This window comes from Pseudomonas putida (assembly GCF_001636055.1).
GTDB classification, from domain to species: domain Bacteria; phylum Pseudomonadota; class Gammaproteobacteria; order Pseudomonadales; family Pseudomonadaceae; genus Aquipseudomonas; species Aquipseudomonas machongensis.
Window position 1 is genome coordinate 4,985,977 of record NZ_CP011789.1, and the last position, 24,811, is coordinate 5,010,787.

The 24,811-nt window shown below is 63.4% G+C and carries 24 protein-coding genes; 14 read left to right on the forward strand and 10 right to left on the reverse strand.

Annotated elements, in window-relative coordinates; all coding sequences use genetic code 11:
- The first annotated feature begins 44 nt into the window (after positions 1–44).
- Complete coding sequence (locus tag AB688_RS22445) at positions 45–1,364, forward strand: MFS transporter (protein WP_054894483.1); 1,320 nt, start codon at positions 45–47, stop codon at positions 1,362–1,364.
- Between the two features lie 117 nt (positions 1,365–1,481).
- On the opposite strand, the gene AB688_RS22450 is transcribed toward AB688_RS22445, so the two are convergent.
- The gene (locus AB688_RS22450; protein ID WP_063545942.1) at positions 1,482–2,234 is read right to left on the reverse strand and encodes a hypothetical protein; all 753 of its coding nucleotides are present in this window, start codon (positions 2,232–2,234) and stop codon (positions 1,482–1,484) included.
- Positions 2,235–2,589: 355 nt separating this feature from the next.
- On the opposite strand from AB688_RS22450, the gene AB688_RS22455 reads away from it, so the two are divergent.
- The gene (locus tag AB688_RS22455; protein ID WP_063545943.1) at positions 2,590–3,033 is read left to right on the forward strand and encodes a hypothetical protein; all 444 of its coding nucleotides are present in this window, start codon (positions 2,590–2,592) and stop codon (positions 3,031–3,033) included.
- Between the two features lie 118 nt (positions 3,034–3,151).
- Positions 3,152–3,757, forward strand: coding sequence for a flavin reductase family protein (locus AB688_RS22460; RefSeq protein ID WP_063545944.1), 606 nt, complete (start codon positions 3,152–3,154; stop codon positions 3,755–3,757).
- Here the strand turns inward: AB688_RS22460 and AB688_RS22465 are convergent, their stop codons facing one another.
- The gene (locus AB688_RS22465) at positions 3,758–3,991 is read right to left on the reverse strand and encodes a hypothetical protein (protein ID WP_063545945.1); all 234 of its coding nucleotides are present in this window, start codon (positions 3,989–3,991) and stop codon (positions 3,758–3,760) included.
- Between the two features lie 111 nt (positions 3,992–4,102).
- Positions 4,103–4,396, reverse strand: coding sequence for a putative quinol monooxygenase (locus AB688_RS22470; protein WP_063545946.1), 294 nt, complete (start codon positions 4,394–4,396; stop codon positions 4,103–4,105).
- 202 nt (positions 4,397–4,598) lie between these two features.
- Between AB688_RS22470 and AB688_RS22475 the strand changes: the two genes are divergently transcribed.
- On the forward strand, positions 4,599–5,522 hold the full coding sequence (locus AB688_RS22475; protein WP_063545947.1) for an AraC family transcriptional regulator: 924 nt from the start codon (positions 4,599–4,601) through the stop codon (positions 5,520–5,522).
- A 21-nt stretch (positions 5,523–5,543) separates the two neighbouring features.
- Here the strand turns inward: AB688_RS22475 and AB688_RS22480 are convergent, their stop codons facing one another.
- On the reverse strand, positions 5,544–7,178 hold the full coding sequence (locus AB688_RS22480) for a 5-guanidino-2-oxopentanoate decarboxylase (RefSeq protein ID WP_063545948.1): 1,635 nt from the start codon (positions 7,176–7,178) through the stop codon (positions 5,544–5,546).
- 112 nt (positions 7,179–7,290) lie between these two features.
- On the opposite strand from AB688_RS22480, the gene AB688_RS22485 reads away from it, so the two are divergent.
- Positions 7,291–8,166 carry a LysR substrate-binding domain-containing protein gene (locus AB688_RS22485; protein WP_063545949.1) on the forward strand — a complete coding sequence of 292 codons (876 nt, stop codon included), beginning with the start codon at positions 7,291–7,293 and terminating at the stop codon, positions 8,164–8,166.
- 67 nt (positions 8,167–8,233) lie between these two features.
- On the opposite strand, the gene AB688_RS22490 is transcribed toward AB688_RS22485, so the two are convergent.
- The gene (locus AB688_RS22490; RefSeq protein ID WP_063545950.1) at positions 8,234–8,848 is read right to left on the reverse strand and encodes an NAD(P)-dependent oxidoreductase; all 615 of its coding nucleotides are present in this window, start codon (positions 8,846–8,848) and stop codon (positions 8,234–8,236) included.
- Between the two features lie 29 nt (positions 8,849–8,877).
- Entirely contained in the window at positions 8,878–9,753 is an 876-nt protein-coding gene (locus AB688_RS22495) for an MBL fold metallo-hydrolase (RefSeq protein ID WP_063545951.1), read from the reverse strand.
- A gap of 104 nt (positions 9,754–9,857) precedes the next feature.
- Here AB688_RS22495 and AB688_RS22500 point away from each other — a divergent pair, with 104 nt between their 5' ends.
- Entirely contained in the window at positions 9,858–10,766 is a 909-nt protein-coding gene (locus AB688_RS22500) for a LysR family transcriptional regulator (protein WP_063545952.1), read from the forward strand.
- Positions 10,767–10,892: 126 nt separating this feature from the next.
- Positions 10,893–11,066 carry a hypothetical protein gene (locus tag AB688_RS27080; RefSeq protein ID WP_172964814.1) on the forward strand — a complete coding sequence of 58 codons (174 nt, stop codon included), beginning with the start codon at positions 10,893–10,895 and terminating at the stop codon, positions 11,064–11,066.
- An 18-nt stretch (positions 11,067–11,084) separates the two neighbouring features.
- Here AB688_RS27080 and AB688_RS22505 read toward each other — a convergent pair whose 3' ends face one another.
- Complete coding sequence (locus tag AB688_RS22505) at positions 11,085–11,954, reverse strand: isocitrate lyase/PEP mutase family protein (RefSeq protein ID WP_054894495.1); 870 nt, start codon at positions 11,952–11,954, stop codon at positions 11,085–11,087.
- Between the two features lie 377 nt (positions 11,955–12,331).
- On the opposite strand from AB688_RS22505, the gene AB688_RS22510 reads away from it, so the two are divergent.
- A complete protein-coding gene (locus tag AB688_RS22510; RefSeq protein WP_063545953.1) occupies positions 12,332–13,783 on the forward strand; it encodes an MDR family MFS transporter in 1,452 nt (483 codons plus the stop codon).
- A gap of 82 nt (positions 13,784–13,865) precedes the next feature.
- Here the strand turns inward: AB688_RS22510 and AB688_RS22515 are convergent, their stop codons facing one another.
- A complete protein-coding gene (locus tag AB688_RS22515) occupies positions 13,866–14,498 on the reverse strand; it encodes a TetR family transcriptional regulator (RefSeq protein ID WP_063545954.1) in 633 nt (210 codons plus the stop codon).
- 254 nt (positions 14,499–14,752) lie between these two features.
- Between AB688_RS22515 and AB688_RS22520 the strand changes: the two genes are divergently transcribed.
- The 5 genes from AB688_RS22520 to AB688_RS22540 all read left to right on the forward strand — a co-directional run bounded on the left by AB688_RS22520 (position 14,753) and on the right by AB688_RS22540 (position 23,132).
- The gene (locus AB688_RS22520) at positions 14,753–15,907 is read left to right on the forward strand and encodes an efflux RND transporter periplasmic adaptor subunit (RefSeq protein WP_054894498.1); all 1,155 of its coding nucleotides are present in this window, start codon (positions 14,753–14,755) and stop codon (positions 15,905–15,907) included.
- A gap of 3 nt (positions 15,908–15,910) precedes the next feature.
- Complete coding sequence (ttgB, locus tag AB688_RS22525) at positions 15,911–19,063, forward strand: multidrug efflux RND transporter permease subunit TtgB (RefSeq protein WP_054894499.1); 3,153 nt, start codon at positions 15,911–15,913, stop codon at positions 19,061–19,063.
- Positions 19,060–20,514 (forward strand): AdeC/AdeK/OprM family multidrug efflux complex outer membrane factor, encoded by a 1,455-nt coding sequence (locus AB688_RS22530; RefSeq protein WP_063545955.1) that lies wholly within the window; start codon positions 19,060–19,062, stop codon positions 20,512–20,514. Before ttgB ends, AB688_RS22530 begins: the two co-directional genes overlap by 4 nt.
- Before the next feature lie 243 nt (positions 20,515–20,757).
- Positions 20,758–22,011, forward strand: a complete 1,254-nt coding sequence (locus tag AB688_RS22535; RefSeq protein WP_063545956.1) for an OprD family porin — start codon at positions 20,758–20,760, stop codon at positions 22,009–22,011.
- A 137-nt stretch (positions 22,012–22,148) separates the two neighbouring features.
- Positions 22,149–23,132, forward strand: coding sequence for a LysR family transcriptional regulator (locus AB688_RS22540; RefSeq protein WP_063545957.1), 984 nt, complete (start codon positions 22,149–22,151; stop codon positions 23,130–23,132).
- Here AB688_RS22540 and AB688_RS22545 read toward each other — a convergent pair.
- On the reverse strand, positions 23,032–23,727 hold the full coding sequence (locus AB688_RS22545) for a Crp/Fnr family transcriptional regulator (protein WP_063545958.1): 696 nt from the start codon (positions 23,725–23,727) through the stop codon (positions 23,032–23,034). The two genes, AB688_RS22540 and AB688_RS22545, sit on opposite strands and share 101 nt — an antisense overlap.
- A 92-nt stretch (positions 23,728–23,819) precedes the next feature.
- On the opposite strand from AB688_RS22545, the gene AB688_RS22550 reads away from it, so the two are divergent.
- Positions 23,820–24,344, forward strand: a complete 525-nt coding sequence (locus AB688_RS22550; protein WP_054894504.1) for a DUF962 domain-containing protein — start codon at positions 23,820–23,822, stop codon at positions 24,342–24,344.
- 64 nt (positions 24,345–24,408) lie between these two features.
- Here AB688_RS22550 and pcaC read toward each other — a convergent pair whose 3' ends face one another.
- Complete coding sequence (gene pcaC, locus AB688_RS22555) at positions 24,409–24,801, reverse strand: 4-carboxymuconolactone decarboxylase (protein ID WP_063545959.1); 393 nt, start codon at positions 24,799–24,801, stop codon at positions 24,409–24,411.
- Between the last annotated feature and the right edge of the window lie 10 nt (positions 24,802–24,811).

The following is a 24,811-nucleotide window of genomic DNA, read 5'->3' on the forward strand; positions in this document are numbered from 1 at the left end:
CGCGGTCCCGCGCGCCTCACAAAAACAACGAGAAGGTATCCCTGATGGATAACGCCACCACCCTGCCCGCCGGGGCGGCCACTGCGCCCGCCGCGGAAAAAACCACCGCCAGTCGTCTCAAGTCGATCTTCAGCGGTTCGATCGGCAACATGGTCGAATGGTACGACTGGTACGTCTACGCCGCATTCTCGCTGTACTTCGCCAAAGCCTTCTTCCCCGCTGGCGACACCACCGCACAACTGCTCAACACCGCCGCGATCTTCGCAGTGGGCTTCCTGATGCGCCCGATCGGTGGCTGGCTGATGGGGCTGTACGCCGACCGCAAGGGCCGCAAGGCTGCGCTGATGGCTTCGGTACTGCTGATGTGCGCAGGCTCGCTGGTCATCGCCCTGACGCCGGGCTATGAAACCATCGGCGTCGCCGCGCCTATCCTGCTGGTGATCGCACGCCTGATGCAGGGTCTGTCGGTCGGCGGTGAATATGGCACCTCGGCCACCTACCTCAGCGAGATGGCCAGCAAGGAACGCCGTGGCTTCTTCTCCAGTTTCCAGTACGTCACCCTGATTTCCGGCCAGCTCATCGCCCTGGCGGTGCTGATCATCCTGCAGAACGTGCTGACCACCGAACAGCTGTATGCCTGGGGCTGGCGTGTGCCCTTCGTGATCGGCGCGCTGTGTGCGGTGGTTGCGCTGTACCTGCGCCGTGGGATGGAAGAGACCGCTTCCTTCACCAAGAAGGAGAAGTCCAAGGAAAGCCTGATGCGCACCCTGATGCGCCACCCCAAGGAGCTGATGACCGTCGTCGGCCTGACCATGGGCGGCACCCTGGCCTTCTACACCTACACCACCTACATGCAGAAGTACCTGGTCAACACCGTCGGCATGAGCATCAGCGACTCGACCACCATCTCGGCGGCCACGCTGTTCCTGTTCATGTGCCTGCAGCCGGTGATCGGCGGGCTGTCCGACAAGATCGGCCGGCGCCCGATCCTCATCGCCTTCGGCGTGCTGGGCACCCTGTTCACCGTACCGATCCTCAGCACCCTGCACACCATCCAGAGCTGGTGGGGCGCCTTCTTCCTGATCATGGCGGCGCTGATCATCGTCAGTGGCTACACCTCGATCAACGCCGTGGTGAAGGCCGAGCTGTTCCCCACCGAGATCCGCGCCCTGGGCGTTGGCCTGCCCTACGCACTGACCGTGTCGATCTTCGGCGGCACCGCCGAGTACGTGGCGCTGTGGTTCAAGAGCGCCGGCATGGAAACCGGCTTCTACTGGTACGTCACCGGCTGCATCGCCTGCTCGCTGCTGGTCTACGCGACCATGAAGGACACCAAGCAGCACTCGCGCATCACCACTGATTGATTCTGCGTTCGCTGTAATTGAAAAGGGTCGTTCCGGTGGAACGGCCCTTTTTTGCGGCCGCAAAAAAGCTCTGCTGCGGGCATTTGTACCGTTCGCGTCAGTCCTTTTTTCTGGAGGTCAGGATACTTCCAGCACTTGCTGCGGCTGACGACGCTGGTAGTAGGTGGCCAGTAGCACCAGCGCCAGCAGGATCGCGCCCAACACCATGGAAGAGCCGATCGTGCCAAAGTCCAGACCGCCTTTTTCGTATGGCTTGGTGAGGAAATCGCCCAGGGTTGCACCGAATGGCCGAGTCAGCACGAAGGCTACCCAGAACAACACCACACCAGGGATTCGGGTCCAGTAACGCGCCATAGCCACCAACACGATGGCACTGCCGATCAGCAGGGCGCCACCCGCGAAGCCCAGGCCTGAATCATCTGCGAGGTAGTCGCCCAGTGCGGTGCCCAGGGTGTTGGAGAACAGGATCGCAACCCAGTAGAACAACTCGCCCGCACGACTACGGATGCGCGTGACATCCAGTGGATTACCACTCAGCCGCCACAGGGCGAAGGTCAACAGCAGGATGCCGATCAGCAGCGCTGAACCTGCGGCGTAACCCAACCCGAGCGTGCGATCCATGAAATCGGACATGGTGGTGCCAGCGGTGCTGGTGGACAGTATCACCAGCCAGTAGAGCACTGGGTGATAGCGGCGGGAATCAAGCTGGGTGAGCAACGTCAGCAAGAACACACTGATCAACAACAGCGAACTCATGCCGTAGCCGATGTCGAGCGTCATCGACAGCAGGTCGCCAGCCGTCTCGCCCAGCGTGGTGGCGCAGATCTTCATGACCCAGAAGGCCAAGGTGATTTGCGGAAGTTTATTCATCGTGTGCCGCTCCGGTTTCTGGAATGCGGCGATGTTGAAGACGAACGTCTGAAAAATCGGTTGGAAAGGAATGAAAAAACCGTTCGGCGTCGAGAGCGACGAAGGGTTGAGTCCTTAACTCGCCATTAATTGAGGTGGAGCAACCTCCAAGCGCTGACAGAACGCTTTCGGATATTTGATATGCCGCATGCTGCGGGGTAGAGCCGACAGCTACTTATTTGGACATCTCGCGCGCAAACACATCGATTAAATTGATTATTTTACGTAATTTTTTGCGCTTTTTAATCAAATTAATCGGCGTAGCATGAGATCCATAGCAAGAACAAACCCCCTCGAATCTACTGGAGCAACGACCATGAAAAACCAACTGATCCTGACCCTGGCCCTTTCGGTCTTCGCCGCAGGTGCCTTCGCCGAAGACGGCTTTGACCGCACCAACGCCCACACCTTCGCCGCTGCACAAAGCCAATCGGCCAGCTACGCAGAAGACGGTTTCGACCGCACCGGTGGCCAACGCTTCGCCGAAGATGGCTTCGACCGCACTGGCGGCCAACGCTTCGCTGAAGACGGCTTCGACCGCACTGGTGGCCAGCGCTTCGCCGAAGACGGCTTCGACCGCACTGGTGGCCAACGCTTTGCAGAAGACGGTTTCGACCGCACTGGCGGCCAACGCTTTGCAGAAGACGGTTTCGACCGCACTGGCGGCCAACGTTTCGCCGAAGACGGCTTCGACCGCACTGGCGGCCAGCGCTTCGCTGAAGATGGCTTCAGCCGCACCAACGCCCACCGCATCAGCTGATCACTGATGCGTGTCACCCAGCCCGGCTTTGGCCGGGCTTGATCATTCCCAGCCAGCTCAAGGCTTGGCACACTAGGCGCCTCGTCCGTCCCAGAGGAAGGGCCAAGGCCCTGCGCAGATGCACTACTACGAACCCGCCAAAGGCCACGGCCTGCCCCACGACCCGTTCAACGCCATCGTCGGCCCCCGGCCCATCGGCTGGATCTCCTCCCATGATCGCGAAGGTCGCCTGAACCTGGCGCCCTACAGCTTCTTCAACGCCTTCAACTACATTCCACCGATCATCGGTTTCTGCAGCGTCGGGCGCAAAGACAGCCTGAACAACATCGAACAGACCGGCGAGTTCGTCTGGAACCTGGCCACGCGCCCGCTGGCCGAGCAGATGAACCAGAGCTGCGCGGCAGTGGCTGCAGATATCAACGAATTCGAGCTGAGCGGCCTGACACCGGCGCCCTCGAACGTGGTCGGCGTGCCGCGGGTGGGTGAGAGCCCGGTGAACTTCGAGTGCAAGGTGAGCCAGATCATCCAGCTCAAGCGCGCCGATCAGGAGCTGGTGCCCAGCTGGCTGATCCTGGGTGAAGTGGTGGCCGTGCATATCGCCGAACACCTGCTCAAAGAGGGTATCTACGACACTGCTGCCGCCGAGCCGATCCTGCGTGGCGGTGGCCCGGCGGATTACTTCGAGCTGGGCAACCTGTTCAAGATGCGTCGCCCGCAGGCCTGATCACCAGGCCAGCTCGCCCTCTTCACCGACGCCCTGCAGGCGTTCGAGTTCGGCACAGGCCGCCTCGTCAGCGGCCATTGCCGACTTGAATACCTGGCCCTCCAGGACTTTGTGAAAGCGCGGTGCCCCCCCCATGTGCAGGGCCTTGACCGCGATTGCCGCGTGGTAGCCACCACCTTCGACCGGGACCATCGCCGAAACGGCCTCGAAGCCCGGGAATTCTCTACGTGCCATTGCTGTGCTCCAGCTGTTGAACGAGGGGCGGGATTCTACTGCAGCAGGCGTTACGGTAGTGGCCTTTTCATGGGCAAGCTTGCCCGCGAGAAGTTTACCCGCGACCAACCCTCAATCGAAGGTCTGCAGGTCCATGCTCGCCACCACCCGCTCCTGCAGCAGGTCGCCGAAGACCTCGAGCGTCGGCGAAGCGAAGTAACCGCTCATGGCCTGCTGGTCCTGCCAGCTGCCGCTGAGCAGCCAGAGGTCGGCGTCAACCTGGGAGCGCTGGACGGTGAACGCCAGACAGCCTGGGCTGCGCAGCGAAGGCTCGAGCAGGTCGCGCAGGCGCATGCCGAGTTCCGCCGAACGACCGCTGCTGGCACGGATGAAAGCCAAGTGTGTGACCGGTTGATGCAAGGTCATGAACGATCTCCTTGAAGCAGGCGGGACGGAAAAGCCAGGCTGCCAAGATTAGGTCCTCGCCCGCACCCTGCGTTAGGCCATTTCTGTCTATCGATTGCCTGATCCTGCCGCAATGCAGGATCAGGCAATCGGTCGGCAGCATTTGGCTAGCGCAGGATGTTGCCCAAATCTATGCTGGCCCGGTCCCTGGAGGAATTCGATCATGACCACTGCCCTTGCCGCTCTCGACCCGACCCTGGAAAACCAGCGTCTGGAACTCGCTGACCTGATCCTGAGGCACGCAGGCGATCCCCACGGACCACCGACGGCCATCGAGCAGCTGTACCTGTCGCGCTATGAAGACAACATCCGTTCGAAGCCGGGCCTGGCCCTGCCGGCCCTCTGCGTCATGGCCCAGGGCAGCAAGAGTCTGTTCCTGGGCGATCAGCAGTATGCCTACGACCCGCTGCACTACATGGTGGTGTCGGTGACCATGCCGATCAGCCGGGTGAGGCTCGACGCCAGCCCGGAAAACCCGGTGCTTGGGCTGCGGATCGATCTGGACGCGGCAGAGATCAGCCAGTTGATTGCCGAAAACGGCCCGATGCTGGTGCCCAGCGTGCAGTCCGGGCTTGGGCTGTATGTGGAGAAGACCGATGCGCACCTGCTCGATGCCTTGCTGCGCCTGGTCCGCTTGCTCGATAGCCCGCGCGACATCCCGATGCTGGCCCCGCTGTTTCGCCGCGAAATCCTCTACCGCCTGCTGCGCGGGCCGCAGGGGCATCGCCTGTACGAGATTGCCCTGGCCAACAGCCAGACACACCGCGTGAGCCAGGCGATCACCTGGCTCAACAAGCATTTCCACCTGCCGCTGCGCATCGAGGAGCTGGCCCGGGAAGTGAACCTGAGCACCTCGACCCTGCACCACAGGTTCAAGGCCGTGACGTCCATGAGCCCGCTGCAGTACCAGAAGCAACTGCGACTGCAGGAAGCCCGGCGCCTGATGCTCAACGATGGGTTGGAGGCCGCGGTGGCGGGGTATCGGGTGGGCTATGAAAGCCCGTCGCAGTTCAGCCGGGAGTACAGCCGGCTGTATGGTGCGCCGCCGATTCGCGACATGGCGCGCCTGCGCTCGAGCGCGGGTTGAATCTGCAAGCCCCCGCGCGCCTCAGCCGGCCACCGCTGCCTGCCACTGTGCCTGGTCCACCTGGATCAGGGTCGGCCCCTTGCGCTCGACCGCCAGCGCCAGCGCGGCCTGCAACTGCGCCACATCGCCGACATGTTCGGCCGCAGCCCCCAGCCCCTGCGCCACGGTGATGAAGTCGGGGGTGTGGATGTCCACGCCCACAGGCTCGATGGCGCGATTGACCATGTACTTCTTGATCTCTTCGTAACCCTGGTTATTCCACAGCAGCACGATCAGCGGTACCTGTGCCTCGACTGCACTGGCCAGCTCCGGCAGGGTGAACTGCAGGCCGCCGTCACCGATCAGGCACACCGACGGGGCGCGTTCAGCCACGACTTCGGCGCTGCCAAGCCAGGCGCCCATCGCCGCCGGCAAGGCATAGCCGAGCGTGCCGTAGCCGGTCGAAGCATTGAACCAGCGACGCGGACGCGCAAGGTCAAGGGTGAGGTTGCCGGTGTAGACCGGCTGGGTCGAGTCGCCCACCAGCACGGCGTCGGGCAAGGTTTCCAGTATCGCGGTAAGCAGACGGGTCTGGCTCAGGGTCGGTTGGTCCCAGCCGGCAGCCAGGTCGTTGCGCAGGCGCTCGGCACGGGCAGCGCCCCAGCGTTCGTCACGCACCGCAGGCTGCTCGGCCAACGCTGCAACCAGGGCTTCGGCAGCCAGCTTGGCATCGGCGACCAGTGCCAGCTCCGGCAGGTAGTTGCGTACGGTCTGGTCCGGATCGATGTCGATGCGCAGCAGGCTGCCGGGGATCTCGAATCCGCCCTTGAAGGTCACGTCGTAGTCGGTTTCGGCAAGCTCGGTACCAATGGCCAGTACCACGTCGGCCTCGGCAACCAGGGCACGGGTTGCCGGCAGCGATTGGGTCGAGCCGATCTGCAACGGATGAGCACCCGGCAGCAGGCCCTTGGCATTGATGGTCAGGGCCACCGGCGCCTGGAGCTGCTCGGCCAGTTGCGCCAGGGCCTCGCCTGCCGCCAGCGCACCGCCACCGGCGAGGATCAACGGACGCTGGGCCTTGGCCAGCCGCTCGGCCATCTGCGCCACCACCTGCGGCGCGGCGCCTGCACGGCTGGTGCGCACCGGGCGAACTTGCAGCAGGTGGTCGGCTGGCTCGACCAGCACATCCAGCGGAATCTCGATATGCACAGGGCGTGGCCGGGCACCGTCGAACACCGCGAAGGCGCGGGCCAGCACCTGCGGCAGGTCATCGGCACTCATCAGGGTCTGGGAAAACGCGCAAACGCCCGCCACCAGCCCAGACTGGTTCGGCAGCTCATGCAGCTTGCCGCGCCCACCGCCCAGTGCATTGCGCGATTGCACGCTGGAGATCACCAGCATGGGGATCGAGTCGGCATAGGCCTGGCCCATGGCCGTGGTGATGTTGGTCATGCCGGGGCCGGTGATGATGAAGCACACTCCCGGCTTGCCGCGCGTACGCGCGTAGCCGTCGGCCATGAAGCCGGCGCCCTGCTCGTGGCGCGGCGTGACATGACGGATCGACGAGCGCGCAAGCCCGCGATAGAGCTCCACGGTATGCACGCCGGGAATCCCGAACACATGGTCTACGCCATAGCCTTCGAGGAGTTTGACCAGTACTTCGCCACAGGTTGCCATCGTCTTTACCCTGATTCTTGTTGAAATCAGTGCTCATGGAAGCAAGCTGCGGCTACCGCGACAATGCAAAAAAACACATACTAGCCATGTCTCCAGATCATGGCTCGCCACGATGAAACGACTCCCTCCCCTCCCCGCCCTGCACACCTTCCTGGTCACCGCCCAGCACTGCAATTTCACCCGAGCCGCCCAGCATCTGCACATCACCCAGGGCGCTGTCAGCCGCCAGATCGCCGGGCTCGAGGAGCAACTTGGCTACCCCTTGTTTCAGCGCCAGGCCCGTGGCCTGAGCCTGACCCGTGAAGGCCAGGACTGGCTGCCGCGGGTGCAGCAAGTGTTCGCCCTGATCGAACAGGGCGTGCGCGAGGTTGGCGCGCGCACCGCCACCTTGCAGCTCAAGGCCCCGACCTGCGTGATGCGTTGGCTACTGCCGAGGCTGATGGAATGGCAGGCACTGCGCCCGGATGTACCGGTGGAACTGACCACGACGGTGCAGCACGGCGTGGACTTTCGTCATGAAGCCTTCGATGCGGCAGTGGTGTATGGCAGCCCGCCCGCGCAGGGCTCGCTGGTGCGCAAGCTGTTCGACGAGCAACTGACACCGGTGTGCGCCCCCTCGTTGCTGCAAGGCGGCATGCCTCTGGAGCGAGTGGAGGACCTGGCGCGGCACATGCTGCTGCACCCCTCGCGCGACGAGCGTGACTGGCGCCTGTGGCTGCAGGCGGCCGGCGCTGCGTTCGAGCCGCAGGGCCGACGCCAGCATTTCGAGACACTGGACATGGCGATGGCCATGGCCTCCCAGGGGACCGGGGTGGCCATCGGCGACTGGGCGCTGATCGGCGATGACCTGCGCAGTGGGCGGTTATGCATGCCCTTTGCACTGAAGGTGATGACGGGCAAAGGCTATTACCTGGTCTGCCCGTCGAAAAGCCTGCCGCCGGGGCTGGGCGAGTTGCTGGAGTGGCTGCAGGCACGCGCCAGTCTTTAGCCGCCCTGCGCTCCCGTCAACTCGGTACTGCGCCGCGATTCACCTGCGAAAGGCTGGCAGCGACACCTCAGTAGCCGACAGTGAAGCGCTGGCGCGTATGGGCAGGCTTTTCCAGTTCGTCGATCAAGGCAATGGCGTAGTCGGCAAAGGTGATCCAGCTCTTGCCATCGGCGCCGATCAGCAGGTGATCCTTGCCGAGCGTATAGCGCCCGCTGCGCTCACCCTCGACGAACTCGGCCGAAGGCGAAAGGAAGGTCCAGTCGAGGGTCGGCTCCTGGCGCAAGGTATCGAGAAAGCCCACGCCGGCGCTGGCCTCGGCCTTGTACGCCTCGGGGAAGTCCGGGCTGTCGATCACCCGCTGCCCCGACGGCAGCAGCAGGCTGCCGGCACCACCGACCACCAGCAGTCGCTTGACCCCGGCGCGTTTGACCGGCTCGATGATCGCCTGCGGCGCAACGGTGGAGAAGTGCGCAGCGCTCAGCACAGCGTCCACGCCTGTGACTGCCGCCTGTAGCGCAGCACTGTCCTTGGCATCCAGCGCCTTGACCGTGACACCTTCACGGCCCTGCAGCGAAGACGGATCGCGTGCGATGGCGACCACGCTGTGGCCACGGCGCAGAGCCTCTTCCAGCAACTGGCTGCCGGCGCGGCCGGTGGCACCGATGATTGCGATCTTGCTCATGGGAAACACTCCATCAGGGTTGTAAGGGGTTACCACTTCATTTCGCCTTTTGCGACCTTGGCCCCGAGCTCCAAGGAACTTTCATCGGCCAGGTTCGGATAACGCTTGCTCATTGCAGCGATCAGCGCCGCCGCATCGCGAGCCTTGGCCGCTTCGCTGTCGAAGGCGCGGATGTAGCCTGCAGTGAAGCGCACGGCATCCAGCGAACGGCTGCTCTGCCCCAGGTAGTGGCCTGGGATCACCGTGCGCGGGGCGAGTTTTTCGATGTGTGCAAGCGTTGCCAGCCAGTCGGTGTGGGATTGGGCAGACTGGGTGTCAGCCATCCATACGTGAATGTTCTCGGAAACCACCACACCACCGACCACCGCCTTGATCGAGGGAATCCAGACGAAGCTGCGGTCGGGCTGCGGGCCGTCCAGGCCAACGACTTCGAGCGTCTGCCCTTCCAGCTCGAGACGGTTACCGGCCAACACCTGGGGTACGACCAGTTTCGCGGGCTTGTCGGCGCCCATCTGCGGCCCCCAGTACGCCAGCTTGGCGTCCATGGTCTGGCGGATGTGCGCCACAGTGGCAGCGGAGGCGACCACCTTGGCGTCTGGAAACGCCTGGGTCAGGGTGTCGAGGCCGAAGTAATAGTCCGGATCGCCATGGCTGATGTAGATGGTGGTCAGCCGCTTGCCACTGGCACGCAGGCGCTCAGCCACCTGCTCGGCCTGAGCCTTGCCGAACTGCGCATCCACCAGCACAGCCTCCCGCTCGCCACTGACGATCACCGAACTGACCGGGAACAGTGCGTCATGGCCTGGGTTGTAGACATCCAGGTGCAGCGGATCGGCCGCCATTGCCTGGCCCGTCAGGGCGATACAGGCCAGCATCAGACTGCGCAGTGGAGTGAAAATCGACATGGTGAGGTTCCTGAAAGCGGGACGATGGAACACAGCTTAGTTGCCCGATCCGTCACAAAAAATGCGATGCTTGAACATAGTTTGTTTCTGAAATCGGGCAAATCATGGACCGTCTGAACGCCATGCGCGTGTTCGTCACCGTCGTCGACCTGGGTAGCCAGTCGGCTGCGGCAGATCACCTGGAGCTTTCCAGGCCTGTAGTGTCGCGCTATCTCGCGGAGCTTGAGGAGTGGGTCGGCGCACGCTTGATGCAGCGCACCACGCGCAAGCTGAGCCTGACCGCCGCGGGCCTGGACACCCTGCCACGCTGCCGACAGATGCTGGAACTGGCCTGCGACCTGCAGACAGCGGTGCGTGCGCCTGAAGATGCGCCGCGCGGCGAGTTGCGCATCAGCGTAAGCACCTCGTTCGGTCAGGCGCAGTTGGTGGATGCGGTGGCGGAGTACGTGAAGCGCTATCCGGGGGTGAAGGTGGAGTTGCAGATGCTCGATCGCACGGTCAACCTGGTTGACGAGCGCATCGACCTGGCGATCCGCACCAGCAACGACCTGGACCCGAACCTAATTGCCCGACGCCTGAGTGTCTGCCGTTCGGTGGTCTGCGCCAGCCCCGCCTACTTGCGCGAGTACGGCACGCCGCAGCAAGTCGAGGAGCTGACCCAGCACAACTGCCTGACCCACGCCTACTTCGGCCACAGCCTGTGGCATTTCGAGGTGGCCGGTGAACAGGTCGCGGTGCCCGTGCAGGGCAATATCAGCGCCAACGAAGCCCTGACCTTGCAGAAGGCCGCCCTGGCCGGTGCCGGAATCGCCATGCTGCCCACCTACCAGGCCGCCTGCGCAGTGCGTCGCGGCGAGTTGGTGAAACTACTGCCCCTGGCGCGACCGCGGGAGCTGAACCTCAATGCGGTCTACACCTCACGCAAACACATGCCCGCGACCTTGCGCAGCATGCTGGACTTTCTTGCCCAACGCTTCAGCGAAGAACCGGAGTGGGATCGGGAGTTGGATTAGTGCGTGGAGCGGCCTTGCGCCGCTGCGACGCAAATCACACCGATCTCGATGTTCGCCCCAGGCAATTGCTGCACACTGACCTATGCTTGCAAGTATCACCTGTGGTCACAGCAGGAGGTAGGCAACATGGGCATCAAATCCAGACGCTGCGTGATCGTCCTGGCCCTGGTCGCCGTGGCCGGGCTCTATGGTTCGGCCTGCTGGCGCGTCGAGCTGTTGCGCAGCCAGCCCAGTACCGCAGCCAGTTGCGCACACGAGCACTGCGTCCCGCACACCGCAACGCTGAGCGCCCTCAGGTAGCCCGACAACGCCTGTCGGTCACTCCTCGACGCTCATGTACTCCTTGGCCCAGCGGATGTAATCCTCAGGCTGGGTGTAGGTGTGCGAAAGCTCGGTGGCGCTGAGGTTCTCGGACTTGTTCTGCTGCCCGCGCTGCAAACGCAGGCAGTCGTAGGTGGCCTTGATCGCAGCGAAGTACGCCGCATGGCCATCGACCACGATGCGCACGCCCAGGCGCGCCAGGCGCTCGTCGTCACGCAGGTTCGGGTTGCCGTAGCTGACCAGCATCAGCGGCACGTTCAGGTGCTCGGTGATCTGCTCCAGTTGCTCGAAATCCTTCACCCCGACCATGCAGATACCGTCGGCACCGGCCTTCTGGTAGCTCTGGGTGCGGACGATGATTTCCTCGGTGGTCAGTACGCCGGCGTTGGTCCGGGCAATGATCGACAGCGACGAGTCGACTCGCGCTTCCAGCGCTGCACGGATCTTGCCGACGCCCTCTTCCACCGAGATCAGGTCGGTGGACTTGCGACCGAACTGGGCCGGCAGCAGGGTGTCTTCGATAGTCAGCGCCGCCACGCCGGCGCGCTCCAGCTCGATTACCGTGCGCATGACGTTCAGCGCGTTGCCATATCCATGGTCGGCATCGGCGATGAAGGGCAACTGGGCGACGCGGCCAATGCGTGTGGCCTGCTCGACGAATTCGCTCAGGGTGATCAGGGCGAAGTCCGGGGCGGCGAGCACCTGCAGGGAAGCGACCGAGCCGCCGAGGATACCGACTTCAAAGCCCAGGTCGGCAGCAATGCGCGCCGACATCGGGTCGAAGACTGAAGCTGTGTGATAGCACGAACCCGACGCGAGCAGTTCGCGGAAGGCAAAACGCAGATCTTGGTGGGAAGCCTTGGGCATGATCACTCCGCATAAACGTGAAAAGTCGAACTGGCTGACTACCGCCCCTGAACCGGGACCCTCCGCCCTGCCACAGGCATGACATGCAGAGAGTGGAATAGAAGTGCGGGATTACAGCGATGCGGAAACCTGGGTCACAATGCACCAAATGGGTGCAAACCAGTGTATTTCGGCTGCTATGAACCTGCACGATATCACGCGGCCATGCGCGTTCGTGTGAAAGCGCTTATGCCGATCGTGCATAGGCGATGCAGACAGTACATAGGAAGCTACCTAACTCAGGTTACAATCCCCGTCTCGTTCGCAGCCATTTCACTCGCCACGGGCCGCCGACGAACAGCACAATTTCACTACCTCCGACCACAAGGTGTGACCCCGTGACCGCCGCCCTGCCCCCCGCCGACTTGCGTAGCGTGCTCAGCGCGCTGATGCTGGCGATTCTTCTTGGTGCCCTCGACCAGACCATCGTCGCCGTCTCCATGCCGGCCATTTCTGCCCAGTTCAACGATGTCGGCCTGCTGGCCTGGGTCATCTCCGGCTATATGGTTGCCATGACCGTGGCCGTGCCGATCTACGGCAAGCTGGGCGATCTGTATGGCCGTCGGCGCATGATCCTCACCGGCACCGCACTGTTCACCCTGGCCTCGATCTTCTGCGCCCTGGCACAGAACATGGAACAACTGGTGCTGGCGCGCGTGCTGCAGGGCATCGGCGCGGGCGGCATGGTCTCGGTCAGCCAGGCGATCATCGGCGACTTCGTCCCGCCTCGCGAGCGCGGGCGCTACCAGGGTTATTTCAGCAGCATGTACGCCCTGGCCAGCGTGGCTGGCCCGGTGCTCGGCGGCTGGCTGACCGAATACTTGTCGTGGCGCTGGGTGTTCTGGATCAACCTGCCGCTGGGGCTTTGCGCCTGGTGGGTGATTCGCCGCGCACTGATGGGCATGCCGGTCCAACGCCGGGAAGCACAGGTCGACTATATCGGTGCACTGCTGCTGATCCTGGGCCTGGGCAGTTTGTTGCTGGGCATCACCCTGGTGGGTCAAGGGCATGCCTGGACCGCGGCGCCGGTGCTGGCCCTGTTTGCCTGCGCGGTATTGGGCCTGGTGCTGTTCGTCGCCCATGAACGCCGCTGCCAGGAGCCGCTGTTGCCACTGAAACTGTTTGGCAACCGGGTCGCCGTGCTGTGCTGGTGCGTGATCTTCTTCGCCAGCTTCCAGTCGATCTCGCTGACCATGCTCATGCCGCTGCGCTTCCAGAGCATCACCGGTGCCGGCGCCGACAGTGCCGCGCTGCACCTGCTGCCGTTGGCGATGGGGTTGCCACTGGGCGCCTTCAGCGCAGGCCGCCTGACGACATTCACCGGACGCTACAAGCCGCAGATCCTGGCGGGCGCGCTGCTGATGCCGCTGGCGATCCTCGGCATGGCCCTCACACCGCCGCAGTCAGCCTGGCTGGGCGGGTTGTTCATGCTGTTGACCGGTATCGCCTGCGGGCTGCAGTTCCCGACCTCGCTGGTGGGGACGCAGAGCGCGGTGGACATGAAGGATATCGGTGTGGCCACCAGCACCACCAACCTGTTCCGCTCGTTGGGTGGGGCGATGGGCGTGGCCTGCATGTCCAGCCTGCTGCTGGCGCTGCTGCATCTCGGAGGGCTCGAGGTGCTGGGCAACCCGTTGCTGGGCAGCCTGAAGGGCGGCGAGACGGATCCGGCGACCCAGGCGCATCTGCTGGTGACGTTCCGATACCTGCTGCTGGCCAGTGCCGGCGCGGCAGTGCTGGGGCTGCTGGCGGCACTGGCGTTGCCAGACCGGCAATTACGGGGGCATTGAAAAGGCCAGGGCCGCAAAGCGGCCCTTTTAACCCCGGCTTAATCCTGCCGGGAAAAACTTCATCACAATCCTTAACAAAGTGTCATTTGCGCAGGGCCGGGCTCAAGCGCAGCATATCCAACCCTGTGTCGACCCATTTTTGCGCATCGCGCAACAGGTCGAAGCTGTCCGGGAGCAGCAACCAGCGCCCGATCAGGCCGTCGACATAGGCGAACATGGCAATGGCCGCCCGCTCGACATCCAGGTCGGCGGGCAACTGGCCACGGCGTACCGCATTGGCCAAGGCGCGGGAAATGCCTTCGTGGCATTCGACGATGGCGCCTTGTCGCTGCTGGCGGATTTCACACATCTCATCGGTGAACTCGCACTTGTGATGCAGGATTTCATTGATACGCCGGGTCCTGGCGTCCAGTACCAGCTCGTTGAGCACTTGCAACAGCAGCTTGCCCATACAGCCGAGCGGATCGAGCTCGTCCTCGCTTTCGCTGGCACGCGCGAGATGGTCATGGGTCTCGTGCAAACTGTCGAGCAGCGCCTGGACCAGCTCGGCCTTGTTACTAAAATGCCAGTAGATCGCACCACGGGTGACGCCCGCGATCTCGGCGATATCGGCCAAGGTGGTTCGCGCAACTCCGCGCTTGTAGAAAGCCTTTTCCGCCGCCTCGATGATCTGGGCGCGGGTTTCCTGGGCTTCCTCTTTGGTTCGACGGACCATGGCAGCTCAACCTCATCTGAGCCCGGCACGAGAATCGCCTGGGCTTTGGGCCGGGTTCGCCTCTGCAGGGCAACTCCCGGATGCATTAATCACGTTTTGCGGTAGTAGCCTGGTACCACCACGCGGTATTTACAAACAACCATGAATGTAAGTATATTCGTTAGTAAGCTACTAATCCACTCGATAGCGATTTTTCTGACAAGACTCTTCCACTATTCTTGAGCTCCCCCTGCTCCTGCGACCCGAGGATCCTCATGCAATTCAAGCCAGCCGTTACCGCCCTGGTTTCCGCCGTCGCCCTTGCAACCCTGCTCAGTGGCTGCAAGAAAGAAGAAGCCGCGCCTGCAGCGCAGGCTCCTCAGGTCGGCGTCGTCACCCTGCAGCCGCAGGCCTTCACCCTGACCTCGGAACTGCCAGGGCGCACCAGCGCCTATCGCGTCGCCGAAGTCCGTCCACAGGTCAATGGCATCATTCTCAAGCGCCTGTTCAAGGAAGGCAGCGACGTCAAGGAAGGGCAGCAGCTCTACCAGATCGATCCCGCCGTTTATGAAGCCAACCTGGGTAATGCCCAGGCCAACCTTCAGGCTACCCGCTCGCTGGCCGAGCGCTACAAGCAACTGATCGACGAGCAGGCCGTCTCCAAACAGGAATATGACGACGCCAATGCCAAACGATTGCAGGCCGAAGCCTCGCTCAAGAGCGCGCAGATCGACCTGCGCTACACCAAGGTGCTGGCGCCGATCAGCGGTCGCATCGGACGCTCGTCGGTCACCGAAGGCGCGCTGGTGAGCAATGGCCAGACCAACGCCATGGCCACCATCCAGCAGCTCGACCCGATCTACGTCGACGTCACTCAGTCCACCGCCGAACTGCTCAAGTTGCGCCGTGACCTGGAAAGCGGGCGTCTGCAGAAGGCTGGCGACAATGCCGCGAAGGTGCAGCTGGTGCTCGAAGACGGCAGCACGTTCGCCGGTGAAGGTCGCCTGGAGTTCTCCGAAGTCTCGGTCGATGAAACCACGGGCTCGGTGACCCTGCGTGCGGTGTTCGCCAACCCGGACCACACCCTCCTGCCGGGCATGTTCGTGCATGCCCGCCTGCAAGCTGGTGTCAATGCCAACGCGATCCTCGCCCCACAGCAAGGTGTGACCCGCGACCTCAAGGGCTCGCCCACGGCACTGGTGGTGAACAAGGATAACAAGGTGGAACTGCGTCAACTCAAGGCCAGCCGCACGCTGGGCAACGAGTGGCTGATCGAGGAAGGCCTCAATCCGGGCGACCGACTGATCACCGAGGGGCTGCAGTTCGTGCGTCCAGGTGTCGAGGTCAAGGTCAGCGAAGCCACCAACGTCAAAAAGCCGGGCAGCCCTGAACAGGCCAGCGCCGCGAAAGCCGACGCCAAAGCGGAGTAAACCATGTCGAAGTTCTTTATCGATCGCCCGATCTTCGCCTGGGTGATCGCCTTGGTGATCATGCTGGTCGGGGCCCTGTCGATCCTGAAACTGCCGATCAACCAGTACCCCAGCATCGCGCCGCCGGCCATCGCCATCGCCGTGACCTACCCGGGCGCCTCGGCGCAGACCGTGCAGGACACCGTGGTACAGGTCATCGAGCAGCAGCTCAACGGTATCGACAACCTGCGCTACGTGTCTTCGGAAAGTAACTCCGACGGCAGCATGACCATCACTGCTACCTTCGAGCAGGGCACCAACGCCGACACCGCGCAGGTGCAGGTGCAGAACAAGCTCAACCTGGCCACCCCGCTGCTGCCGCAGGAAGTGCAGCAGCAAGGTATCCGTGTCACCAAGGCAGTGAAGAACTTCCTGCTGGTGATCGGCCTGGTGTCCGAAGATGGCAGCATGACCAAGGACGACTTGGCCAACTACATCGTCTCCAACATGCAGGACCCGATCTCGCGGACTGCCGGCGTTGGTGACTTCCAGGTGTTCGGTGCCCAGTACGCCATGCGTATCTGGCTCGATCCGGCCAAGCTCAACAAGTTCCAGTTGACCCCGGTCGATGTGCGTACCGCCGTCACTGCGCAGAACGTGCAGGTTTCTTCCGGCCAGCTCGGTGGCCTGCCAGCGATGCCAGGTACCCAGCTCAACGCCACCATCATCGGCAAGACTCGCCTGCAGACCGCCGAGCAGTTCGAGAAGATCCTGCTCAAGGTCAACAGCGATGGCTCGCAGGTGCGCCTGCGTGACGTCGCCAAGGTTGGTCTGGGCGGTGAGAACTACGCGGTCAGCGCGCAGTTCAACGGCAAGCCGGCTTCGGGCCTGGCGGTCAAGCTGGCAACCGGCGCCAACGCCCTGGATACCGCCAAGGCCTTGCGCAAGACCATCAGCGACCTCGAGCCGTTCTTCCCGCCCGGGGTCAAGGCAGTGTTCCCGTATGACACCACGCCAGTGGTCACCGAATCGATCAGCGGGGTAATCCACACCCTGATCGAAGCCGTGGTCCTGGTGTTCCTGGTGATGTACCTGTTCCTGCAGAACTTCCGCGCCACCATCATCACCACCATGACCGTTCCGGTGGTGTTGCTGGGCACCTTCGGCATCCTTGCGGCCGCAGGCTTCAGCATCAACACCCTGACCATGTTCGCGATGGTCCTGGCCATCGGCCTGCTGGTGGACGATGCCATCGTCGTCGTGGAAAACGTCGAGCGGGTGATGTCCGAAGAAGGGCTGCCCCCCAAGGAAGCGACCAAACGCTCGATGCAGCAGATTCAGGGCGCACTGGTCGGTATCGCCCTGGTGCTTTCGGCGGTACTGCTGCCGATGGCCTTCTTCGGCGGCTCCACCGGCGTGATCTACCGGCAGTTCTCGATCACCATCGTATCGGCCATGGGCCTGTCGGTGCTGGTGGCACTGATCTTCACCCCGGCGCTGTGCGCGACCATGCTCAAGCCGTTGAAGAAGGGTGAGCACCACACGGCCAAGGGCGGCTTCTTCGGCTGGTTCAACCGCAACTTCGACCGCAGCGTAAAGGGCTACGAGCGCAGTGTCGGTACCATCCTGCGCAACAAGATCCCGTTCCTGCTGGCCTATGCGCTGATCGTGGTGGGCATGATCTGGCTGTTCACTCGCATCCCCACCGCGTTCCTGCCTGAAGAAGACCAGGGCGTGCTCTTCGCCCAGGTGCAGACCCCGGCCGGTTCCAGTGCCGAACGCACCCAGGTGGTCGTCGACAAGATGCGCGAATACCTTCTCAAGGACGAAGCCGACACCGTGTCGTCGGTGTTCACCGTGACCGGTTTCAACTTCGCCGGCCGTGGCCAGAGTTCGGGCATGGCGTTCATCATGCTCAAACCTTGGGGCGAGCGTTCGGCCGAGAACAGCGTGTTCAATCTCTCGACCCGCGCCCAGCAGCACTTCTTCAGCTTCCGCGATGCGATGGTGTTCGCCTTCGCACCGCCGGCAGTGCTCGAACTGGGTAACGCCACCGGCTTCGACGTGTTCCTCCAGGACCGTGCCGGCGTCGGCCACGAGAAGCTCATGGAAGCGCGCAACCAGTTCCTGGCCAAGGCCTCGCAGAGCAAGATCCTCTCCGCAGTGCGCCCCAACGGCCTGAACGACGAGCCGCAGTACCAGCTGATCGTCGACGATGAGCGCGCCAGTGCCCTGGGCGTCACCATTGCCGACATCAACAACACCCTGTCGATCGCGCTGGGTGGCAGCTACGTCAACGACTTCATCGATCGTGGCCGGGTCAAGAAGGTGTACATCCAAGGCGACTCCAGTGCCCGCATGAGCCCCGAAGACCTGCAGAAGTGGTACGTGCGCAACGGCCAGGGCGAGATGGTGCCGTTCTCCTCCTTCGCCTCCGGTGAATGGACCTACGGCTCGCCGAAGCTGTCGCGTTACAACGGCGTGGAAGCAGTCGAGATCCTCGGTGCCCCGGCGCCTGGCTACAGTACCGGTGAGGCCATGGCCGAGGTCGAACGCATCGTCGGCGAACTGCCGTCGGGCATCGGCTACTCCTGGACCGGCATGTCCTACGAGGAGAAGCTCTCCGGTTCGCAGATGCCGGCGCTGTTCGCCCTTTCGCTGCTGTTCGTGTTCCTCTGCCTGGCAGCGCTGTACGAAAGCTGGTCGATCCCGATCGCCGTCGTGCTGGTGGTGCCGCTGGGTATCATCGGTGCACTGATCGCCACCAGCATGCGCGGGCTGTCGAATGACGTGTACTTCCTCGTCGGCTTGCTGACGACCATCGGCCTGGCGGCAAAAAACGCCATTCTGATCGTCGAGTTCGCCAAAGAGCTGCACGAACAGGGCAAGAGCCTGTTCGATGCGACGATCGAGGCGTGCCGTATGCGTCTGCGCCCGATCATCATGACCTCGCTGGCATTCATCCTCGGCGTGGTACCGTTGACCATCGCCAGCGGCGCAGGCTCTGGCAGCCAGCACGCGATCGGCACCGGGGTGATCGGCGGCATGATCAGTGCAACTGTGCTGGCGATCTTCTGGGTACCGCTGTTCTTCGTAGCAGTGTCGTCGCTGTTCGGCAGCAAAGAGCCGCACACCGACGCCACCCCTGAAACTCCACGTAATGAGGCTGGGCAATGACCAAGTCTTTGTTGTCCCTGGCGGTAACCGCTTTCATTCTCGGCGGCTGCTCGCTTATTCCTGACTACCAGACCCCGGAAGCGCCGGTGGCCGCGCAGTGGCCGCAAGGCCCTGCGTACTCGCCGACCCAGTCGGCAGACGTGGCCGCCGCCGAACAGGGCTGGCGCCAGTTCTTCCACGACCCGGCGCTGCAGAAGCTGATCCAGACCTCGCTGGTCAACAACCGCGACCTGCGAGTGGCCGCGTTGAACATCGATGCCTACCGTGCGCAGTACCGCATCCAGCGCGCCGACCTGTTCCCGGCGGTCTCGGCCACCGGCAGCGGCAGCCGCCAGCGGGTTCCGGGCAACCTGTCGCAGACCGGCGAAGCGAACATCACCAGCCAGTACTCGGCAACGTTGGGCGTCAGCGCCTATGAGCTGGACCTGTTCGGCCGCGTCCGCAGCCTGAGCGAACAGGCCCTGGAGACCTACCTGTCCAGCGAGCAGGCACGTCGCTCCACGCAGATCAGCCTCGTGGCCAGCGTGGCCAACGCCTACTACACCTGGCAGGCCGACCAGGCGCTGCTGAAGCTGACCGAAGAAACGCTCAAGACCTACGAAGAAAGCTACAACCTGACCCGCCGCAGCAACGAGGTCGGCGTGGCCTCCGCACTCGACCTGAGCCAGGCGCGCACCGCTGTCGAAGGCGCGCGGGTCAAGCTGTCGCAGTACCAGCGTCTGGTGGCGCAGGACCTGAACAGCCTGACCGTGCTGCTGGGCACCGGTGTACCGGCGGACCTGCCGGCCTCGCTGAAGCTCGACGCCGACCAACTGGCCGACGTGCCAGCGGGCCTGCCGTCCGACCTGCTGCAGCGGCGTCCGGACATCCAGGAAGCCGAGCACCTGCTCAAGGCTGCCAATGCCAACATCGGCGCAGCCCGCGCGGCGTTCTTCCCGAGCATCAGCCTGACCGCCAACGCCGGCACCCTGAGCCCGGACATGGGCGGGCTGTTCAAGGGGGGGTCGGGGACCTGGCTGTTCCAACCGCAGATCAACCTGCCGATCTTCAACGCCGGCAGCCTGCGCGCCAGCCTGGACTACTCGAAGATCCAGAAGGACATCAACGTCGCCAAGTACGAAAAGACCATCCAGACCGCCTTCCAGGAAGTCTCCGATGGCCTGGCGGCGCGCAAGACCTTCGAAGAGCAGTTGCAGGCCCAACGTGACCTGGTTGCCGCCAACCAGGATTACTACCGTCTGGCAGAGCGTCGCTACCGCATCGGTATCGACAGCAACCTGACCTTCCTCGACGCCCAGCGCAACCTGTTCAGTGCCCAGCAGGCGCTGATCAGCGATCGCCTGTCGCAGCTGACCAGCGAGGTCAACCTGTACAAGGCGCTCGGCGGTGGCTGGTACGAGCAGACCGGACAGGCCAACCAGCAGGCTTCGGTGGACTCGCCCAAAGGCTGAGTGATCCGGCAACAGCATCAAGCCCACCCTCGCGGTGGGCTTTTTGTTTTCCGGTAACAACACCCCGCCTCACACAATGCGTTCGATTATCGCCCCGTTCCACTTCCGACGAATTGCTCGCCGCAGCTCCGATCACGCACCATCCTCCACGCAACGTTGCACAAGTTCATCAATAAAGCGTCGACCTGCAGCCTCCGGCCGCAGCGCTCCGACTCGCCCATAAAAACAAGAGATCCACGACAGATGAGCATTCTGCAACCCGCACGCCCCCTGCTGCCGGGCCTTCTGGCCATGTCCTGCGCCCTCCCCGCCCTCGCCGCCGACGGCGGCTTCGTGGAAGACGCCAAGGCCACCCTCAACCTGCGCAACTTCTACATCAACCGCAACTTCGTCGACCCCGCCAAGGCCCAAGGCAAGGCCGAGGAATGGACGCAAAGCTTCATCCTCGACGCCCGTTCCGGGTTCACCCAGGGCACCGTCGGCTTTGGCGTCGATGTGCTGGGGCTGTATTCGGTCAAGCTCGATGGCGGCAAGGGGACGGCCGGCACGCAGCTGCTGCCAGTGCACGACGATGGTCGCCCCGCCGACGACTTCGGCCGCCTGGGTGTCGCGCTCAAGGCCAGGATTTCACAGACCGAGCTCAAGGTCGGCGAATGGATGCCGGTACTGCCGATCCTGCGCTCTGACGATGGTCGTTCGCTGCCGCAGACCTTCCGCGGCGGCCAGATCACCTCCAGGGAGATCACCGGGCTGACCCTGTACGCCGGCCAGTTCCGTGGCAACAGCCCGCGCAACGATGCGAGCATGGAGGACATAGCGCTGTTCAGCCGCCCGGGCTTCACCTCCGACCGCTTCAACTTTGCAGGGGGTGAGTACAGCTTCAACGACAAGCGCACCCTGGTCGGCGTGTGGGACGCCCAGCTCAAGGATATCTACCGCCAGCAGTACTTCAACCTGGTGCACAGCCAGCCCTTGGGCGACTGGACCCTGGGGGCGAACCTGGGCTACTTCATCGGCAAGGAAGACGGCGCCGAGCGTGCCGGCAAGCTGGACAACCGCACCGCCTCGGCCATGCTTTCGGCGCGCTATCAGGGTCATACGTTCTATGTCGGCCTGCAGAAGGTCGGCGGCGATGACGAGTGGATGCGAGTCAACGGCACCAGCGGCGGCACCCTGGCCAACGACAGCTACAACGCCAGCTTCGAGAATGCCAAGGAGCGCTCCTGGCAACTGCGCCACGATTTCAACTTCGCCACCGTCGGCATCCCCGGGCTGACCCTGATGAACCGCTACATAAAGGGCGACAACGTGCATGTCGGCAGCATCACCGATGGCAAGGAGTGGGCGCGCGAGAGCGAACTGGCGTACGTGATCCAGTCCGGTACGTTCAAGGACCTGTCGGTGAAATGGCGCAACTCCACCATGCGCAGGGATTTCAGCACCAACGCCTTCGACGAGAACAGGCTGATCGTGAGTTATCCGTTCAGCCTGTTGTGAAAGTCGCGCCGCGCTTGGGGGGCGGGCTTACCCGCCCCTCTAAATAACAAAATAAGCTAAACAACTAACTAAACCATCGTTGACGGAATAAGCAACAAGGTCTAAAACGAGCCCTCTCTACTCCGCAGAATCTCGATATGGACCTTCGCCAACTGCGCTATTTCATCGCCCTCACCGAGTACCGCAGCTTCGTCCGCGCTGCCGAAGCCATGGGCATTACCCAGCCCGCGTTCAGTCGCGCCATCCAGGGCCTGGAGCAGGAGTTCGGCTGCGCCCTGGTCGATCGCGGCAACAAGGCGCTGCAACCGACCCCCGAAGGCCAGGTGGTGCTGCAACATGCCCGGCGCCTGGTTCAGGGGGCCGCACAACTGAGCAACGACGTGCTGCAGATGACCAAGCTCGACGCCGGCGAACTGCATTTCGGCAGCGGCCCAGCCCTGGCTGCACGACTGGTGCCCGACGCCCTGCAGCAGTTCATCACCCAGCATCCGGGGATTCGCACCGAGCTGCTGGTGGACAATGCCGAACGTCTGGGCCAGGCCCTGCGCCGCGAGCAGATCGAGTTTTTCGTCGACGATATCCGCCCCTTCGAGGCCGACCCCAACTTCCACACCGAGCCCCTCAACCCGCGCCCGGGCCTGTTCTTCTGCCGCCCCGGCCATCCGCTGCTGGCCAAGGACAGCCTGTCGACCAACGATCTGTTCGCCTACCCCCTGGCCAGCGCCCTGCTCACTCCCGGTGTACGCAAGCGCCTGGCCAATCTCAGCGGACGCAGCGACTTCATCCCACACCTGCAGACCGAACACCTGGCAGTGCTGCGCAGCGTGGTGCTGGCCAGCGATACCCTCGGCAGCGCCAGCGAGGAAGCCGTGGCCGAGGACCTGGCCGCGGGGCGCCTGGTACGCCTGCACTGGCGCAACCTGCCGCCGGGGCTGGAAGTGCTGAGCGTGCGTTGCGGGGTGATCAGCCGCAGCGGCTATCGCCTGTCACCGGCAGCACGGGCGATGATCGATACCTTGGTCAGCCTGGATGCGCGGCCATCTCCCGCAGTCTCGGCGCATCGAGGATCAGCACTTCGCCATAGCCCAGTTGCACCACCCCCGCCTGCTCCAGCGCCTTGAGGATCTGGTTGATGGTCTGGCGCGACAGGGACAGCATCAGCGCCAATTGCTCCTGCGACAATTGCAGGCGCCATTGGGCAACATCGCGCTCGCCATAGCCTTCGGCGATCTGCAACAGCCGATGGGCCACACGCGGCCCCGCGGCCAGCAAGTGCTGCTGCTCAAGCGCGACGAACACCCAGCGCAGCTTGTGACTCATCAGCAACGCCAGGTCGCGCCAGTGCTGCGGATGTTGCGCCAACCAGTCGAGCAGCGCTGCCTGAGGGATCCACAACAGCTGCGTGACACCTTCGGCAAAGGCATCGTGGGTGCGTGGCTGGCCGTCGAACAAGCTGATCTCGCCGAACCAGTAAGGCGGCTCGACCAACGTCAACAGCGCTTCCTTGCCCTCACGGCTGACCGCGCCGACGCGCATGGCACCCTCCAGCACCGCATACAAACCGCAGGGCGGATCACCACGCTGGAACAGGCACTGTCCGGCCGCCAGCTCACGTGAACGCGCCAATGCCAGCAGGCTATCCTGAACCTGAGCGGGCAACTGCCGAAACCACAGGCCGTGGCTCAACTGCGCACGCCAGGCTTGGGGGTTGTCCATGACACCTCCTCTGAACGGACTCTGTCGGCCAGGCGACAGACGACGGCGGATGAACGGGGCAAGCTGTCGCTACCCCTGATGGAGGAACAACAATGAAAAACCTCGTCGAACACCTGAGTCAATACGCGGCCTATCATCGCGACCCGCGCAACATCGCCACGCACTTCGTCGGCATTCCGCTGATCGTGCTGGCGGTCAGCATCCTGCTGTCACGACCCGGCTGGCCTGTTGCCGGCATCTGGCTGTCGCCAGCGCTGCTGGTGGCGGCAGCGTCGGTGTGGTTCTACCTGCGCCTGGACCTGCGCTTCGGGCTGGTGATGGGCGTGTTGCTGGGGCTGTGCCTGTGGGCAGGCGAATGGCTGGCGCTGCAAAGCACCGGGCTGTGGCTAAGTGCCGGGCTCGGGGCCTTCGTGCTGGGCTGGATCATCCAGTTCGTCGGGCATGCCTACGAGGGCAGGAAACCCGCCTTCGTCGACGATGTCAGCGGCTTGATCATCGGGCCACTGTTCGTGGTTGCAGAACTGGCGTTCATGCTTGGGCTGTGTGCCGGTCTGAGGCAGCAGGTGGAAGCCAACGCCGGGCCGGTAGCGGTGCGCGGGAAGAAGGCGGCGGTGTAGACGCTGGAACAGTGCTGAATTCTTCGCGGGCTTGCCCGCGAAGAATTCAGTGGGGAGCTATGGCCTAGGCCCGCGACTCGACCCCAAGCTCATCCCACACCGACTCGGCCAGGTGGAAGGTCGCATTGGCCGCCGGGATCCCGCAATAGATCGCGCTCTGCATGATCACTTCCTTGATCTCCTCGCGGGTCACGCCATTGTTGCCCGCCGCGCGCAGGTGCAACTTGAGTTCCTCGTTGCGGTTCATGCCAATCAACATGGCGATGGTAATCAGGCTGCGGGTGTGGCGTGGCAACCCCGGACGGGTCCAGATATCGCCCCAGGCGTGGCGCGTGATCATCTCCTGGAACTCGCCATTGAAGTCGTTGAGTTTCTCCAGGCTGCGGTCCACATGGGCATCGCCCAGCACCGCACGACGCACCTGCATGCCAGCGTCGTAACGTTGTTTCTCATCCATGGCGTACTCC